Here is a 16,565-nt window from a genome sequence, read left to right on the forward strand (position 1 = left end):
AGCGGTCCGCACCTACCGTCCGCGCCGACCACCCCTTCTGCACGCAGCCGGGGGATAATGAAGGCCCACGCCGGGCCGGTCGCCGCCATGAAAGAACTCACCCTGGACTCTGCTGTCGCCACGCTCCGCGCGGGCGGCGTGATCGCCTACCCGACCGAAGCGGTCTGGGGCCTGGGCTGTGATCCCTCGCACGAAGCTGCGGTGCACATGGTGCTGCGGCTGAAGCAGCGCCCGATCGAAAAAGGCATGATCCTGGTCGCGGCCGAGCTGGCGCAGCTGGAAGGCTGGGTGCGCCTGCAGGCGCTGCCCGACGCCCGCCAGCGCGCAGTACTGGCCAGCTGGCCCGGCGCCAACACCTGGATCCTGCCCGCCGGCCCGCGCGCGCAGCCCTGGGTCACCGGCGAACACAGCGGGATTGCGGTGCGCATCAGCGCACACCCGCTGGTGGCCGAACTCTGCCGCGCCTGGGGTGGCCCGCTGGTCTCCACCAGCGCCAATCTGGCCGGCGAACCACCGGCGCGCAGCCGCGAAGAGCTGGATCCGCGCCTGCTGCGCCTGCTCGACGGCATCCTTGACGGACAGACCGGTGGCCTGGCCCAACCCACCCCCATACGCGACGCGCTCAGCGGCAACGTGCTGCGCTCCTGAGCTGCCGATTGCACTGCCGCGGACAATCACGCACGCTGCCGCCATGAGCCTGCTGCGCGCCACCTTCAGCCTGTGCCTGCTGCTGCCGTGGACGGCGTCCGCCGCCGGGGCCGAGGACGTGCGGGTGTACCGCTGCGTTGCCAGCAACGGCGCCGTTGCCCTGCAGGACACGCCCTGCAACAGCGGCCGCCAGCAGGTACGCGACCTGCAGCGCCCGCGCGATCCCGCTCCACGGGTGGTACGCAGTGATGCCACGCCTCCGCCGCCCAGCGAACCCCCGGTCATCCGCGAGCGCGAAGTCCGCCACGTCTACATCCAGCCGCCGCAACCGATGTACGAATGCGTGAGCGAGGATGGACGCCGCTATACCAGCGACAACAACGAAGGCAATCCGCGCTGGGTGCCGCTGTGGACCAGTGTCTGGCTGCCACACGGCCATCGGGGCCCGGCCTACCCGGGTCCGCGCCCGGCCATCGGCACGCCGATCGGCGAAGGCGCGGGTTATCGCCCTCCCTCGATCGGCATGGGCGTGCAGGTACCGGCCGGCAGCGTGCTGGTTCGCGACAGCTGCCATGCGTTGCCGCCGCAGGAAGTCTGCGCGCGACTGAGTGACCGCCGCTGGGAGCTGGATCGCCGTTACAACAGCGCACTGCAGAGTGAACGCACCGCCATCAGCAACGAACAGCGCGGCATCGATGCGCGCCTGTCGCGCGATTGCGAACGCTGAGCGCAGCAGGCCGTCGCAGCCTGTACGCTGTGCGCATGAACCGAGTGATCTGGCTGCTTCTGGTGCTGCTGCCTGGAAGCGCGTTGGCCGAAGAGGGCGTGATCTACCGCTGTACCTCCAGCAGCAGTGACGTCCCTACCCTGCAGCGCACGCCGTGCCCCACCGGCAGCAAGCAGCAGGTGCTGCGCATACCCGACCCGGCCAACTCGCAGCCGGCCGCCGCTGCACCTGTGGCGGCCGAACCTGCACCCGCCCCTGTCGAAACACCCGCGCGCGTGCCGGCCGGAGCGGCGGTTGCCCCTGCGGCCCCAGCGAAACCGCGACGCGCGGATGAAGGACGCACGATCATGGAAGCAGGCATGGTCGAACACGAAGGAGACGACCAGATCCTCGACAGCGCGACGCTGCGGCGCGATGCCGAGGCCCGCGCCGCCGCAAGTGATGGTCCACCGAAGCCGCCCCTTCCTCCGATCTTCCAGTGCACCGACAGCCAGGGCGGCGGCTACCTGTACGAGTACGAGGCCGCGCCCGGCCGCTGCGAGCTGATGACGGTACAGGGCCTTGGTGGAGTGACGCCGGTGAATGCCGCCAGCTGTGAAGTGGTGCGCGACCACTGCGAAGCGCTTCCCGAAGCGCAGCGCTGCGGTGGTTGGCAGCAGCGCTTCCGCGATGCCCGCGGCCGTGAGCGCTTTGCCGCGCCGGAGAACCGCGATACCGCGCGCGGTGAACGCAAGCGGCTGCAGGACGTGCTCGAAGCCAGCAACTGCCCGGTACCGGGGTGACAGCGGCGGCATGGCCGCACCTGCCCATGGGGTGGATCTGTTGTAGAGCCGAGCCATGCTCGGCTGCCGTTGGCGGAGTGCAGCCGAGCAAGGGCTCGGCTCTACAGCAGAGCGATCAGAACCCGTAGCGCAGGAATCCACCATCCACCGCGATGCACTCGCCGGTGACATAGCTGGCCGCCGGCAGGCACAGGAAGCCCACGGCTGCAGCCACTTCCTCCGGCTCGCCGATGCGGCGCATGGGCGTGCGGTTGATCACTTCCTCGTAGTAGTCCGGGTCCGCCAACGGCCCGGACGTGCGCCGCGTGCGGATGTACCACGGCGCCACCGCGTTGACCCGGATGCCATCCTCGGCCCACTCGACGGCCAGGTTGCGGGTCATCTGGTGCATCGCCGCCTTGGTCATGCCGTAGACCACGCCGCTGCGCACATGGGTCAGGCCGGACACGCTGCCGACGTTGACGATGGACGACGACGCGTGGCGGGCCAGCAACGGATGCGCGTAGCGCGACAGCTCGAATGCCGAGAACAGGTTGGTCTCGAAGATCTTCCGCCATTCATCCTCGGAATACTCGGTGGCCGCCTTGGTGACGTTGCCGCCGGCGTTGTTGACCAGGATGTGCAGGCCATCGCTGTGGTCCTCCACCCAGTCCAGGATCTGGCGGCGGTCCTCGTCGTCGGAGACATCGGCAGCCAGTGCATGCACCTGCATCTGCGGATACACGTCCAGCAGTTCGTCACGCGCCGTCTCCAGCATGTCGATATCACGGCCGACGATCATCAGATCGGCGCCGAAGCCGGCCAGTTCATGCGCGATGGCAAGGCCGATGCCGGCGCTGGCGCCGGTGATCAGGGCGGTCTGGCCGTCCAGGCGCCACCGTTGCTGGGTCATGTGCTCTCCGGGGCCGCGCCCGCTGTGTTTCGATGCGGCAAGGATACGCGCTCACGGCCGCCCCCTGCCGAGGATGCGACACTGCCCGCACGCCCATCACGGAGTGCCGCCATGCGCACCCTGGTCCTGTCCACGTCCCTGCTGGCCACCGTGCTGCTGTCCGCCTGCCAGCGCCCGCCCACACCGAACCCGGAGAAGCCGCCGGAACCGCAGGCCATGGCCCGCGCAATCCAGCAGCCACTGGACCGCGCCAAGCGCGTGCAGAAAACCGTCGATGACGCCGCTGCGAGCGAGCGCAAGGCCGAGGCTGACGCCACGCAGTAACCCCGCAAATGAAAACGCCCGGCCAAGGCCGGGCGTTCCCAGTAGATCCAGGCCATGCGTGGATGGCTTCCGGTCAGAACCCGCAGAAGCAGTACGCCAACGCCTTCACCGGCGTGCCGTTGCCCTTCTCGCGGGCCGCGTTCTCGACAAAGCGCAGCTGCGTATCCACTTCCGGCATCGTGCGCGCCAGCACCATCCGCGCCATGCCCGAGTCGGACAGCATCCAGGCACCGGCACGGCTGCCGGCGAAACCGCTGACGAACTGCGCGAACGGCGTTGCCGCCTTCTCGATGTAACGCACGCGATAGGCATCGGCCTTGCCCAGCTTGGCGCGGCTGGCGGCATCGGCCACGGCATCCTTCAAGCCACCGAAGGCATCGACCAGGCCACGTTCCTTTGCCTGCGCACCGCTCCACACGCGGCCACGGGCCACTTCGTCGACGGCCTCGACCGGCTTCTTGCGGGCGTCGGCGACGCGACCGGTGAAGTCGGCGTAACCCTTGTTGATCACCGACTGGATGACCTGGCCCACAGCCGGATCCATCGGGCGGGTGACATCGAACGCCCCGGCGAAACGGGTGGTGCCGACACCATCGGTGTGCACGCCGATCTTGTCCAGCGCGCGGCTGAAGTTCGGCACCATGCCGAAGATGCCGATCGAACCGGTGATGGTCGACGGATCGGCATAGATGCGATCGGCGTTCATGCTGATCCAGTAGCCACCGGAGGCGGCCAGGTCGCCCATCGACACCACCACCGGCTTGCCGGCGGCCTGCAGGGCCACCACTTCACGGCGGATCTGCTCGGAGGCGAACACTTCACCACCCGGCGAATTGACACGCAGCACCACGGACTTCACGTTCTCATCATCACGCGCGGCACGCAGCAGCGCCGAGGTCGATTCGCCACCGATGCGGCCGGCCGGGAGATCGCCGCCGCTGATTTCGCCGGCGGCCACCACCACCGCCACCTGCGGACGGTTGTCGACCGGGTTGCGGCGCGCATCGAGCTGTCCCAGGTAGGTGCCGAAGTCGACGTTGCGGAAACCACCGTCGGCATCGTCGTCGGCCACGCCGCGCTCGATCATCAGATCCTCGAATTCCTCGCGGGTCTTCAGTGAAGTCACCAGCTTCTGCTGCAGGGCGAACTTGGCCAGGTCACCACCGGCAGCGGCGATGCCTTCCGGCAGCGTGTCGATGCCGGCGGCCAGCTGTGCCGGGTCCAGGCGACGGGCCTTGGCAATGTCGCCCAGGTAGCGCTGCCACACGTCGTTCATCCAGAACAGGTCGGCTTCCTTGGAGGCCGGCGACGCAGCATCGAGCACGTACGGCTCGGCCGCGGACTTGTACTCGCCCACCTTGAACAGGTGCACGTCCACGCCGAGCTTGTCCTGCAGGCCGGAGCGGAAATACTGCCGGTAGCGGCCCAGGCCCTCGAGCACCACCGACCCCATCGGATCCAGGTAGACCTCGTCGGCCTGCGCGGCCAGCAGGTACTGCGACTGGCCCATGCTCTCGCTGTAAGCCACCAGCTGCTTGCCGGAGGCGCGCAGGTCCTGCAGTGCGGCGGCGACTTCACGCAGCGAGGCGAAGCCCGACGGCTGCAGCTTGTCCAGCTCCAGCACCACGCGTTCGATCTTCTTGTCTTCCTTGGCCGACTCGATCACCCGCAGCAGGTCGCGCAGCTGGATCTCTTCGGCACCGTTGTCGCCCACCGCCTTGGCCAGCGCACGGCTGACCGGATCAGCGCTGAACTGCTCGACCAGGCGGCCTTCCGGCGCGATCACCAGGGTGGTGCGGTCCTGCAGCGATTTGCTGGCACCGGCGCCCATGCCGGCAGCGATGACGAACATCACCAGCAGCAGGAACAGCAGGCCGAAGAACACCAGGTTGAGGATCAACCGGCGGGTGAAGTTCATGACGTCCCACAGCCCGATGAAGAAACTGGCGACGGGGTTGCGACGCGCCGGGGGCAACGGGGGCACGGGTTGATTCATGGAACGCTCCGGATGGCTTCTTGCCGTGGTGCCAGCATAGCCGGTGCCGCGTGATGCGGCATCGGACACAAGTCAGGGGATCGCCCGCCACGGGTCATCGCGGCGGGCGGGGCAAATCAGGACAGTACGGACTGGCCGATGCGCAGGCTGCTGCGCCGCAGGCGCCAGCCCATCAGGATGGCGGCGGCGGTCAGGCCGACGATCAGGCCGATCCACATGCCCTGCGGGCCCATGCCCAGCCCCAGGCCGAGCCCGGCGCCGAGCGGCATGCCCAGGCCCCAGTACGCGAACATGGCGATGAACATCGGCACGCGGGTGTCCTTCAGGCCGCGCAGTGCGCCGGCGGACAGTACCTGGATGCCATCCGGGAACTGGAAGGTGGCCGCGTACAGCAGCAGGGTGGAGGCCAGGCCGGCCACCGCCAGGTCGTTGGTGTAGACACCGACGATGGCATCGTGGCCGAACAGCAGCACCGCCGCCGACAACGTCTGCGTGCCCATGATGATCGCGTAGCCAGCCCACGCCGCACGGCGCACGCCGAAGCCATCGCCACGGCCGACTGCATGGCCGACCCGCACGGTGGTGGCTTCGGCCACGCCCATCGGGATCATGAAGCACAGCTGCGCCACGTTGATCGCGATCTGGTGCGCGGCCGCTTCATTGGCACCGAGGCGGCCGATCAGCAGCGCGGTGACGATGAACAGGCCGCCCTCCATCAGCACGGTGATGCCGATCGGCAGGCCGGTGCGCAGCAGATCCCAGATCGCCTTCCAGCGCGGCCCTTCGAAGTGCGAGAACAGCTGCAGGTGGGCGAAGCGCTTGGTGAACCACAGGTAGGTGGCGAAGGCGATCGCCTGCAGCCACATCATCACCGCCGAGGCGATGCCCAGGCCCTCGGCACCCATTTCCGGGAAGCCCAGCTTGCCGTTGGCCAGCACGTAGCCCATCGGCGCCAGCACCAGCAGGCCGCCGAAGCCGAGCAGCATGGTCGGCAACGTCCAGTGCATGCCCTCGCTCAGATAGCGCATGCAGAAATACAGGGTCAGCGCCGGGCCGCCCCAACGCACCGCATGCAGGAACGCGGTGGCGCCCGGCACGATGTCCGGCGCGATGCCGAAGGCCGGCAGCAGCGGCGGCACCACGGTGAGGAAGGTGAACATGATCAGGCCCAGGCCCAACGCCAGCCACAGTGCCTGGCGGAACAGCGGGCCGATCTCGCGCTCGCGGCCGGCGCCATGCAGCTGCGACACCGAGGCCGTGAGCGAGATCAGGGTGCCGATCGGGATCAGCATCGGCAGCCACAACAGCGCCGTGCCGATGGTCACCGCGGCCAGGGTCGCGGTGGCGTGGTGGCCGGCAATGACGTTGTCGACGAAGGAGATCAGACCGGTGGATACATGCCCGAGCACAAGCGGCAGGGCGAGCAGACCGGTGGCGCCGACTTCCTTGCTGAAGCGCGGCGTGGAGGTTGCAGTAGACATAAGGTGCTTGACGCGAACTGCGGTTGCGCGCGAAGGGCACAGGCACCGGGTTGCGGCCGGTCATCTTACGCGTGCAGCGCGCGCATTCCCATGACATGGCGTGAATGCTGGGTTCCGGCAGGCCCCAGCATCACGCGTTGCGATCGCGTTACGAACAGGAAAGGGGACGGAGGGGATTAAGTCGTTTCCAGCCCGACTGTGCCGAACACGACTTAATCCCCTCCGTCCCCTTTGTTTACTGACCCGCCTGGCGCTTGAGCCAGGTGTCGCGCTCGGCGGCCGGCACCGCGAGGAACGCGCTGCGAACCGTGTCGCGCTCCTGCGGCGGCGTGCGCTGCGCGACCAGGGTGAGCTGGGCCAGCTGCGCCGGGCTGAGCTGGCGCAGCACGGCCAGCGCGGCCTCGCGCTGTTGCGGCGGCACGAACCCGAACAGGCCGTGCAGCTTGGGGAACTCCAGGCCCAGCTGCGGGCCCAACCGCCAGCCTTCGCGGAACGCCTGGTCCTGCGCCTGGAACTGCTGGCGCAGGCGCTGCTGCTGGTCGGCTGGCAGTGCATTGAATCGCGCAGCGGCCTGACGGATCCGCTCGCGCTCGCCCTCCGGCAGGGCGCGCCAGGCCGCGTAATCGGCCCGACGCTGGCGCTGCTGCGGGGCGTCAAGCTGGGCGAACGCGGCGGGTGTCGTGCTTGTGGTGGCCGGGGCCGTAGCCGCCGGTGAACTGCCAGGCACTGGCGGCGGCAGCGGCACGTTCAAGGTCTGCGGCGCGGCGGACAGCGACAACGGCAGGGCCAGCAACAGGCTGGCGAGCAGGGTCTTATTCATCGGCGGCAGCGGTTTCCAGCGTGGCACTGGCCGGCTCGGGCCGGCTCGGCTTGGATTGTGATTCGTCCACCGGCAGCGGGCCGCCAGCAGCGGTCCACGCATACAAATCAGCATCGGCCACCAGCGGATAGTCGCGGTCGGCCAGCATGGTGGCGTCGTCCGTAGCCTGCGCAGGGGTCGCGTCCGGCGTGGCGTTGACCTTGCTTGGCGGCAGTGCTTCCACCGTGACGGGGCCCGCCTCACCGACCACGCCTTCCGGCAGCGGTGCGTCGCTGCCAGACGAATGGCCCTGCCAATAGCGCCAGCCCAGCGCGGCTGCCAACAGCACAACCACGGTCACCAGCAGGATCAATGGACCGCGCCAGCGCGGCTTTGCGTTCGAACGGCGGCGCTTGCCATTGGCAGCCGTGCGATCTTCACGCTGCGGCGCACGCCAGCCGGAGGTCGGGGCTTCATTGTTGGCCGCCGGCGCGGCCGGCTGCTGCAGCTGCTGCAGGCGTTTGGCGGGCAGGTCGCGGATGCGCAACTGCACCTGTTCGGCCAGCTGGCGCCAGGCCGAGGCATCGGGTTGGCCGTGCGCGTCACGCGGGCAGGCCTCGGCCAGCAGGTGCTGGTAGCCGGCTTCATCCTGGTCAAGCACGCGCATGGCGATACCTTCATCCAGGCTGCCGCCCACCCGCAGCAACAGCGCCAGGCGCGGCAACGGTCCCATCTCGCCCAGCGCGGCCAGCGGCGGTTCCCACTGGCCGCCCACCGGCTCGCGCAGCGCCTGGCGCTGGCCCAGCAGGGTCCAGAAGCGGGTCGGCCACTGCGCCATCGGCAGGTCACTGGCGACCGCGGCAAAGGCACGCATCACCGCCACCAGGGTCTGCTCGGCACGCGCGGCATCGCCGCACTGCAGCTCAGCCACCACCAGGGCGCGGCGCTCGACGCCACGCAGGAACGCCGACAGCGCGCCGGCCGCGGTCGAGGAAACAGGGGCGGGCACAGCCGTCATCGGTCACTCCAAAGGTCTGGGGGAATGATAGCGGCAGGCAATCGACGCCCGTAGGACTTGCGCCCACGGATACTTCGTGCTGCAGGTTGTGCACAGCACCACGCTCCCGGCGCGGGAAACTGCGGCATGCAGCTGAATTCACTCTGTTTCAGCAATGTTTCACACTTAAGTCCTTGATTTTGAATTCCTTTTAAGTATGGCGATTTTTTGACCAACCCAAGCGTGAGCTCGTCGCCATCGGCCTCCTGCGTTCCCGTCGACCGGTAACGCACAACGTTATCCACAGAACATGTGGATAAGCCTGAATCTCCAATGGACACCGATATTTAGGTGACATTTATGATTCAACGGGCGCCGCTCCGCCGTCTCCCACCCCGCCATTCGCGCGCGCATGGCCCGGTACACTGGCCCGATGCTTTCACCGATTCCGACCCTGCAGGTCGCCCTGCCCGTCCCCCTGCCCCGCCTGTTCGACTACCTGTCGCCGGAGGGCGATGGCCCCACGGTTGCGGTCGGCTGCCGCCTGAAGGTGCCGTTCGGCAACCGCGAGCTGGTCGGGGTGGTGGTGGGGCACGGCCAGACCGACGACGGCCAGGGACTGCGCCAGGCGTTGGCCTGGTGCGACCCGCAGCCGCTGCTGCAGGGGGAGCTGTGGCAGAGCCTGCAATGGCTGGCGCGTTACACCCACGCACCGCTGGGCGAAGTCCTCAGCACCGCCCTGCCCGGCCCACTGCGCCATGGCGACACCCTGCCTGACACCCATCACTGGGGCTGGCAGCTGACCCCCGAAGGCCATGCCCAGCGCGGGAAGCTGCGCGCCGGCAGCCGCCCTCGACAGTTGGCAGAACTGCTGGCCGAAGCCGTCGTGGACGAGGACGTGCTGGGCGAACGCATGGAGGACTGGCGGACCGCCGCGCGCAGCCTGGCCAAGCGTGCGCTGGCCGAGCGCGTGGCGATGACGGTGGCACCGCAGCATGCGCAGCCACTGCCCGGCCCCACGCTCAACCCGGACCAGGCCGAGGCCGTGGCCGCGATCAACGCTGCCGAAGGCTTCCAACCCTTCCTGCTGGATGGCGTGACCGGCAGCGGCAAGACCGAGGTCTACCTGCAGGCCATCATCCACTGCCTGGCACAGGGCAGGCAGGCGCTGGTGCTGGTGCCGGAAATCGGCCTGACCCCGCAGACCCTGGCACGCTTCCGCGGCCGCCTCGGCATCGCCGTGCATGCACTGCATTCGGGGTTGAACGACAACGAGCGCGCGCGCGTCTGGGCTGCGGCTTCGCGTGGCGAGGCACGGGTCATCGTCGGCACCCGCTCGGCGGTGTTCACGCCATTGCCGCAGGCCGGGCTGCTGATCATCGACGAGGAACACGACGGCAGCTACAAGCAGCAGGACGGCATCCGCTATCACGCGCGCGATTTCGCTCTGGTGCGCGCCAAGGCACTCGGCATCCCGGTGCTGCTGGGCAGCGCCACCCCTTCGCTGGAAACGCTGCACAACGCCTATGCCGGGCGCTACACCCATCTGCGCCTGAAGCAGCGTGCCGGTGATGCGCGGCCACCGCGCGTGCGCATCCTCGATGTGCGCAAGCGGCCGCTCCACGATGGCCTCTCGGCTGATGTGCTGGCCGGCATCGGCGAGCACCTGCAGCGCGGCCAGCAGGTGCTGGTGTTCAAGAACCGCCGTGGCTACGCGCCGGTACTGCTGTGCCACGACTGCGGCTGGACCGCACCGTGTAACCGCTGCGATGCACCGATGACCGTGCATGGCGGCGGCCGTCGCCTGCAGTGCCATCACTGCGGCGCGCGGCAACCGGCGCCGCTGGCATGCCCGGCCTGCGGCAGCCTGGCGCTGCAGCCGCAGGGCATCGGTACCGAACGCCTGGAAGAGCATCTCACCGCGGCCTTCGCCGACGTCCCTGTGGTGCGCATCGACCGCGGTACCACGTCGCGACGTGACGCGCTGGAACAGCAGCTGGCGAAGCTGGGCGACCAGCCCGGCATCCTGGTCGGCACGCAGATCCTGGCCAAGGGCCACGACCTGCCGAAGCTGACCCTGGTAGTGGTGGTCGGCATCGACGAGGGCCTGTTCTCGGCCGATTTCCGCGCCAGCGAGAAGCTGGCGCAGCAGCTGATCCAGGTGGCGGGCCGTGCGGGCCGTGCACGTGATCCCGGCGAGGTCTGGCTGCAGACCCATCACCCCGGGCACCCGTTGCTGGAAACCCTGGTGAGTGGTGGCTACCACCCGTTCGCGCAGGCCGAGTTGAACCAGCGACAGGCCGCCGGATTCCCGCCGTTCGCGCATCTGGCACTGATGCGCGCCGAGGCGCAGCAGGTGGAGCATGCCAATGCATTCCTGCTGGCAGCGCGGCAGCTGCTGGGCGAGCAGAACGTGGTGGAGGCGTATGGGCCGATGCCGGCGCCGATGCCGCGGCGGGCCGGTTACCAGCGCACGCAACTGCTGCTGTCTGCCGTGCAGCGGCCGCCATTGCACGGCGTGCTCGGGCAACTGGTTCCGCAGCTGTATGCGCTGCCGGAAGCACGCAAAGTGCGCTGGTCGCTGGATGTGGATCCGACGGACCTGTATTGATCCGGTCGGTGCTGCCGGGCATGGCTCGGCACTACGGTAGAGCCGAGCCATGCTCGGCTGCTTCTCTTTCCAGGAAAAGACCCGTCCCCGCTTACGTCAGCGGCGACATCACGCCGCGCTGGTAGGCCGGCCGCTCGCGCAGGCGCGCATACCAGTCGGCCAGGTGCGGCAGTTCCGGGCGCTGGATCGGCAGTTCGAACCAGGCATAGATCAGCGAGCCCAGCGGGATGTCACCCATCGCGAATTTCTCACCCGACAGCCACGGCTGTTTGGCCAGCGTGGCATCGGCCATCGCCAGGTAGTCACCGGCACGCACGATGGCGGCATTGATGCGCGATTCGTCACGGTCGGCCGGGGCGGTGCGCATGATGCCCCAGATCAGGTCGGTGTACAGCGGCGCCATGCGCGAGGTGCTCCAGTCCATCCATTTCTCGGCCTGGGCACGCTCCATCGGGTCTTCAGCGTACAGCGTGCCCAATGCGTAGCGTGCGCTCAGGTAGCGCACGATGGCGTTCGATTCCCACAGCGGCAGGCCGTGGTCTTCGATCACCGGCACCAGGCTGTTGGGATTCATCGCCTGGTACTCCGGCGTCTGCGTGCCGCCGTGGCTGCCACCAACTTCGATGGATTCATACGGCAGGCCGATCTCCTCGGCGCACCACAGCACCTTGCGGACGTTACTGGAATTGCGGCGGCCCCAGATCTTCAACATGCGGGTTTTTCCTTGCTGGCAATGCGAGCGGCAACGATACGCCTGATCGGGTGGGGTGTGTGCGTGCCGGATGCGGGATCTTGCATCCGGCGTTGCCGGCCAGCGGCCGGCACTACCGGTTCTTCTTCGGCAGCGCGCGCACGTAGGATGACTTGCCGTCCTTCTTCAGCTCGAACAGCCCGATCGCTGCCAGCAGGTCACTGAGCTTGCCGTAACCGTAGTTGCGCGGATCGAACGACGCCTGGTTGCCGATCTGGCTGCCAACCGGCCCCAGATGCGACCAGCCATCCTCGCCCTCGGCCGAGGACACCGCGCGGCGCAGCATCTTCACCAGCCGGGTGTCGCTGCGCATTTCCGCACCGCTCTTGCGCGGCCGCGCATCGTCGTTGGCCACCGGCTCGTTCGAGGCCTGTTCGCTGGAGGCCTGTTCGGTATCCGGCACGCTGGCGTGGGTCTGGCCCAGCGCTTCCAGGTAGGTGAACTTCGAGCACGCGTTGACGAATGGCTCGGGCGTCTTCTTCTCGCCGAAGCCATACACCTTCACGCCGTCGGTGAGCAGGCGCATCACCATCGGAGTGAAGTCGGCATCACTGGAGACGATGGCGAAACCATCGAGGTTGCGCGCGTACAGCAGATCCATGGCGTCGATCACCATCGCCATGTCCGAGGCATTCTTGCCCTTGCTGTAGGCGAACTGCTGGATCGGGCGGATCGCGTACTCGTGCAGCACCGCCTCCCAGCCCTTCAACCGCGGACTCTTCCAGTTGCCATAGGCGCGGCGTACGTTGGCCACACCGTAGCGGGCGACTTCGGCCAGGACCTCGTCGATCTTCGAGGCCGGCGCGTTGTCGGCGTCGATCAACAGGGCGATGCGCTTTTCCGGTTCGCTCATGGGCTCCTCACGGGCCGTTGCCTGAACCCGAGTATCGCCGATCCACGCGGGCGCTGACGTGACAGGGGGCCATCATGCGAAGATGCCAGGCGCTTCCCCCAATGCCCCCACTGGAGTGAGTCGATGAGTCGCGAGCGCGTTCCCCACCTGGTTGTTGTCGGCGGCGGTTTTGCCGGTCTCTGGGCCACCCGTGCCCTGGCCCGCGAGCGCATACGCATCACCCTGGTCGACCGCCGCAACCATCACCTCTTCCAGCCGCTGCTGTACCAGGTGGCCACCGCCGGCCTGTCCGCCCCGGATATCGCCGCACCGCTGCGCCACATCCTCGGCCACCAGCGCAATGTGGAAGTCCGCCTCGGCGAAGTGGTGGCCATCGACAAGCAGGCCCGGCAGATACGCATGGCCGATGGCAGCACGCTGGACTACGACAGCCTGCTGCTGGCCACCGGCGCCACCCACGCCTACTTCGGCAACGACCAATGGGCCGATGATGCGCCCGGGCTGAAGACGCTGGACGATGCCATCGCGCTGCGCCGCAAGCTGCTGCTGGCGTTCGAGCGCGCCGAAGCAGAACCGGACCCGGCGAAGAAGGCCGCATGGTTGAGCTTCGCCGTGGTTGGCGGTGGACCTACCGGCGTCGAACTGGCCGGCACGCTGGCCGAGATCGCGCGCCATACCCTGCGCAACGAGTTCCGCCACATCGACCCGGCCAGCGCCAAGGTGCGGCTGGTCGAGGCCGGTCCGCGCGTACTGTCCTCGTTCCCGGAAGTGCTTTCGCTGAAGGCGCGCCGGCAGCTGGAAAAGCTGGGCGTGGAAGTGCTGACCGGCACCCCGGTGAGCGACATCGACAGCCAGGGCTTCACGCTCGGTGACGAGTTCGTGCCGGCACGCACCGTGGTGTGGGCCGCCGGTGTGGCCGCTTCGCCGCTGGCGCGCACGCTGGACGTGCCGCTGGACCGCGCCGGGCGCGTGCAGGTGCAACCCGACCTCACCCTCTCTGGCCACCCGGAACTGTTCGTGGCTGGCGATCTGGCCGTATTGAACCAGGCCAACGGCAAGCCGGTGCCTGGCGTGGCGCCCGCGGCCAAGCAGATGGGCAAGTACGTGGCCGAGGTGATCCGCGCGCGCCTGCACGGCAAGCCCGAACCCGGCCCGTTCAAGTACGCAGACTTCGGCAACCTGGCCACGATCGGCCGCATGGCTGCGATCGTGCATCTGGGCCGGCTGCAGCTGTCCGGTGTGCTGGCGTGGTGGTTCTGGCTGGCCGCGCACGTGTTCTTCCTGATCGGCTTCCGCAACCGCATCGTGGTGCTGCTGAACTGGGCCGTGGCGTACTGGAGCTACCAGCGCAGCGCGCGCATCATCTTCGGTGATGACCAGGACGACCGGCGACCGAAGCGCTAGGGCCGCACGCATGCTCCTGTAGCGCCGAGCCATGCTCGGCTGCACTTCGCGCGGTTTGCAGAAGCCGAGCATGGGCTCGGCTCTACGGCGCCTTCGGTTTCGGGTACCACAGTGCGTTGACGATTACCCAGCGCTGGTCGAAGCGCCCCATGTGGAAGTAGTCGACAAACCACGGCGTTTCCAGCCGCACCGACGCCGCGTTGCCGGTCACGTCCAGCACCGTGCAGCGGCGGTCCCATTGATCCTTCGGGGTCTTCAACGCGCCCTGCTTCGTCAGCGAGACCAGTTCTTCCTTCGACATACGGCGCAGGCCCAGGCGTTCGTCGGGCGTATCGCCGAGGACCGCGCGCTTGGCCAGGTCCGGATGCAGGGAGCGGGCGACGCGCTGCGGGTCGGCTTCCAGCTGGCCATCGACATAGTCGTGGCAGGTGGCTTCGATGGCCGCGAGGGTGGCCGGGTCGGCGGCGGGGCTCGTTGCTGCGGAAAGAGCGAACAGCAGGGCGATCGTGGACATCCGGGTCTCCAGCGCTGAGGGCTGGGCGATCATGGCATGTGCAAGCCGCATCCACGCATGGCGTGGATCTACTGTAGAACCGGGCCCATGCTCGGCTTCACCATCAGGCAGCAGCAACAACAGCCGAGCGTGGGCTCGGCTCTACAGAAGCGCGGGATCCGGCGCCTGCAGCCAGGCCAGCTTGCGTTCGCGCGGCTGCTGCTTGAGCTGCCATTCGGCCCGTGACGCGGCGGCCCGGTCCGGGTACTCGCGCACGGCCAGCACGCGCAGCGGTGGCCGCGCCCGGGTGTAGCGCGCGCCCTTGCCGGCCTGGTGGGCAGCGAAACGCGCGCCCACGTCGGTGCTGATGCCGGCGTAATAGCTGCCATCCCGGCATTCGAGCAGGTACAGGAACCAGGGGCGGAGGGACGGGGCCATGCCCGGATTATGCCGTGCTGCACTGCAGCGGATATACTGGCGGCCGAATGCAGGAGAGAGGCGCCGCGCTGGCGCCCGCCGAAGGCGCAGGCTCCCATGATCGCTCAGGCCGGTGGGCTGGAATCCCACCAACCATGCATTCGACTCGCCGAGCTGGAGAGAGGTCACCGGGCACGCCCGGGACGATCCGCCGAAGGGGCACGCGGCCCATGCCGCTGAACTCTCAGGCAAAAGGACAGCGGGAGCGGCACCGGTCATCGTCATCCCGTCATTGCGCAGGCAGTGGCGGTAGTCGCGCATGGCCGGCCCCACCGCGCCCGGAGCCTGTCCCATGCTGCTGTCCGTCATCTACCTGATCGCCATTTCCGCCGAAGCCATGACCGGCGCACTGTCCGCCGGCCGCCGCCGCATGGACCTGTTCGGCGTGGTCATGATCGCCTGCGTCACTGCCCTCGGTGGTGGTTCACTGCGCGACATCCTGCTCGGCCACTATCCGCTGGGCTGGGTGAAGCATCCCGAGTACCTGGGCTTCACCGTATGCGCGGCGCTGATCGCCACCTGGGTCGCACGTTGGATGCACCACTTCCGCCGCACCTTCCTGGTACTCGACGGCCTGGGCCTGATCGCCTTCACCCTGATCGGCTGCTCGATCGCGCGCGAAGCCGGCCATGCGATGCCCATCGTGCTGATTGCCGGCATGCTGACCGGCGCGTTCGGCGGCGTGCTGCGCGACATCCTCTGCAACGAGGTACCACTCATCTTCCAGAAGGAGCTGTACGCGATCATCGCGCTGCTGACCGGCGCGGCCTACCTGTTGCTGCTGCACTGGGGCGTGGCCGATGCCACCGCAATCCTGTGCTGCCTCGGCGGCGGCTTCGCGCTGCGCCTGCTGGCGATCCACTACCGCTGGGAAATGCCGAAGTTCGTGTACCACGACGAAGTGCATTGAAGTTCGCGTTCTCCACGTCGCCCAGCGCTTGTTGCCGTGTTGCGTTGGGACGCTGTCTCCAGCGCCGCGGCGCCCATCTGGTCCCTCAGTGGCGGACCACGAATTCCCCGGAGCGCCCACTGGACGGCGCCCGCAGCTCTTCATCAAATGCATCCTTGATCGCGTTGATCGCCGCGCCGCGGTCCATCCCGCCATCCACGACCAGAGCATCTGCGACATGCTGGGCAACGTCTGCCAGGATACGTCCCCACGCATGCTCCTCTCGAACACCAGGACGATCGCCATACAGGCCAACGTTCAGCGAAGCATGCAATCCCCGTTCGGCAATCCACACGCGGATCATCTCGATGGAATCCTCATCGCGCTGTGCGGCTTCTGGAATGATCAGTTCTTTCATGGCTGCGGCCACCAAACAGGAAG

17 protein-coding genes and 2 riboswitches are annotated in these 16,565 nt (G+C 68.1%); of the genes, 7 read left to right on the top strand and 10 right to left on the bottom strand.

Annotated features, from left to right (window positions below):
- The first annotated feature begins 57 nt into the window (after window positions 1-57).
- Genes GOC52_RS18255 through GOC52_RS18265 form a run of 3 tightly spaced genes read left to right on the top strand, consistent with a single transcriptional unit; the run spans window position 58 to window position 2,157 of the window.
- Window positions 58-648: a Sua5/YciO/YrdC/YwlC family protein gene (locus GOC52_RS18255; RefSeq protein ID WP_019338925.1), complete on the top strand. Its 591-nt coding sequence runs from the start codon at window positions 58-60 to the stop codon at window positions 646-648.
- A 43-nt stretch (window positions 649-691) separates the two neighbouring features.
- Window positions 692-1,375, top strand: a complete 684-nt coding sequence (locus tag GOC52_RS18260; protein WP_049413061.1) for a DUF4124 domain-containing protein — start codon at window positions 692-694, stop codon at window positions 1,373-1,375.
- Between the two features lie 35 nt (window positions 1,376-1,410).
- Window positions 1,411-2,157, top strand: a complete 747-nt coding sequence (locus GOC52_RS18265; protein ID WP_191850087.1) for a hypothetical protein — start codon at window positions 1,411-1,413, stop codon at window positions 2,155-2,157.
- Between the two features lie 115 nt (window positions 2,158-2,272).
- Here the strand turns inward: GOC52_RS18265 and GOC52_RS18270 are convergent, their stop codons facing one another.
- Window positions 2,273-3,049, bottom strand: coding sequence for an SDR family oxidoreductase (locus GOC52_RS18270; RefSeq protein WP_010481164.1), 777 nt, complete (start codon window positions 3,047-3,049; stop codon window positions 2,273-2,275).
- 111 nt (window positions 3,050-3,160) lie between these two features.
- Here GOC52_RS18270 and GOC52_RS18275 point away from each other — a divergent pair, with 111 nt between their 5' ends.
- Window positions 3,161-3,373 carry a hypothetical protein gene (locus GOC52_RS18275; RefSeq protein ID WP_191850089.1) on the top strand — a complete coding sequence of 71 codons (213 nt, stop codon included), beginning with the start codon at window positions 3,161-3,163 and terminating at the stop codon, window positions 3,371-3,373.
- Between the two features lie 73 nt (window positions 3,374-3,446).
- Here the strand turns inward: GOC52_RS18275 and sppA are convergent, their stop codons facing one another.
- The 4 genes from sppA to GOC52_RS18295 all read right to left on the bottom strand — a co-directional run bounded on the left by sppA (window position 3,447) and on the right by GOC52_RS18295 (window position 8,667).
- Complete coding sequence (sppA, locus tag GOC52_RS18280; RefSeq protein ID WP_019338929.1) at window positions 3,447-5,369, bottom strand: signal peptide peptidase SppA; 1,923 nt, start codon at window positions 5,367-5,369, stop codon at window positions 3,447-3,449.
- 116 nt (window positions 5,370-5,485) lie between these two features.
- Window positions 5,486-6,850 (bottom strand): MATE family efflux transporter, encoded by a 1,365-nt coding sequence (locus GOC52_RS18285; RefSeq protein WP_010481157.1) that lies wholly within the window; start codon window positions 6,848-6,850, stop codon window positions 5,486-5,488.
- A 235-nt stretch (window positions 6,851-7,085) separates the two neighbouring features.
- Window positions 7,086-7,670, bottom strand: coding sequence for a DUF3106 domain-containing protein (locus GOC52_RS18290; protein ID WP_010481155.1), 585 nt, complete (start codon window positions 7,668-7,670; stop codon window positions 7,086-7,088).
- Window positions 7,663-8,667, bottom strand: coding sequence for a hypothetical protein (locus GOC52_RS18295; RefSeq protein ID WP_010481153.1), 1,005 nt, complete (start codon window positions 8,665-8,667; stop codon window positions 7,663-7,665). The genes GOC52_RS18290 and GOC52_RS18295 overlap by 8 nt, the downstream gene beginning before the upstream one ends.
- A 412-nt stretch (window positions 8,668-9,079) precedes the next feature.
- On the opposite strand from GOC52_RS18295, the gene GOC52_RS18300 reads away from it, so the two are divergent.
- Window positions 9,080-11,257, top strand: coding sequence for a primosomal protein N' (locus GOC52_RS18300; protein WP_049480210.1), 2,178 nt, complete (start codon window positions 9,080-9,082; stop codon window positions 11,255-11,257).
- A 91-nt stretch (window positions 11,258-11,348) separates the two neighbouring features.
- Here the strand turns inward: GOC52_RS18300 and GOC52_RS18305 are convergent, their stop codons facing one another.
- Entirely contained in the window at window positions 11,349-11,969 is a 621-nt protein-coding gene (locus GOC52_RS18305) for a glutathione S-transferase family protein (protein WP_010481150.1), read from the bottom strand.
- Window positions 11,970-12,081: 112 nt separating this feature from the next.
- Window positions 12,082-12,861: an NYN domain-containing protein gene (locus tag GOC52_RS18310; RefSeq protein ID WP_010481148.1), complete on the bottom strand. Its 780-nt coding sequence runs from the start codon at window positions 12,859-12,861 to the stop codon at window positions 12,082-12,084.
- Between the two features lie 123 nt (window positions 12,862-12,984).
- Between GOC52_RS18310 and GOC52_RS18315 the strand changes: the two genes are divergently transcribed.
- Window positions 12,985-14,265 carry an NAD(P)/FAD-dependent oxidoreductase gene (locus GOC52_RS18315; protein WP_043397494.1) on the top strand — a complete coding sequence of 427 codons (1,281 nt, stop codon included), beginning with the start codon at window positions 12,985-12,987 and terminating at the stop codon, window positions 14,263-14,265.
- Between the two features lie 82 nt (window positions 14,266-14,347).
- On the opposite strand, the gene GOC52_RS18320 is transcribed toward GOC52_RS18315, so the two are convergent.
- Together GOC52_RS18320 and GOC52_RS18325 are read right to left on the bottom strand one after the other, a co-directional pair.
- Complete coding sequence (locus GOC52_RS18320; protein WP_010481146.1) at window positions 14,348-14,779, bottom strand: nuclear transport factor 2 family protein; 432 nt, start codon at window positions 14,777-14,779, stop codon at window positions 14,348-14,350.
- Between the two features lie 141 nt (window positions 14,780-14,920).
- Complete coding sequence (locus GOC52_RS18325; RefSeq protein WP_010481145.1) at window positions 14,921-15,196, bottom strand: GIY-YIG nuclease family protein; 276 nt, start codon at window positions 15,194-15,196, stop codon at window positions 14,921-14,923.
- Between the two features lie 40 nt (window positions 15,197-15,236).
- A riboswitch (glycine riboswitch) is annotated at window positions 15,237-15,326 on the top strand.
- 13 nt (window positions 15,327-15,339) lie between these two features.
- Window positions 15,340-15,443, top strand: a riboswitch (glycine riboswitch).
- Window positions 15,444-15,527: 84 nt separating this feature from the next.
- Between GOC52_RS18325 and GOC52_RS18330 the strand changes: the two genes are divergently transcribed.
- Entirely contained in the window at window positions 15,528-16,145 is a 618-nt protein-coding gene (locus tag GOC52_RS18330; protein WP_019338935.1) for a trimeric intracellular cation channel family protein, read from the top strand.
- Window positions 16,146-16,230: 85 nt separating this feature from the next.
- Here the strand turns inward: GOC52_RS18330 and GOC52_RS18335 are convergent, their stop codons facing one another.
- Window positions 16,231-16,542: a DUF5076 domain-containing protein gene (locus GOC52_RS18335; RefSeq protein WP_191850091.1), complete on the bottom strand. Its 312-nt coding sequence runs from the start codon at window positions 16,540-16,542 to the stop codon at window positions 16,231-16,233.
- Window positions 16,543-16,565: the final 23 nt, after the last annotated feature.

Source organism: Stenotrophomonas sp. SXG-1, assembly GCF_014083965.1.
Lineage (GTDB): Bacteria > Pseudomonadota > Gammaproteobacteria > Xanthomonadales > Xanthomonadaceae > Stenotrophomonas > Stenotrophomonas geniculata.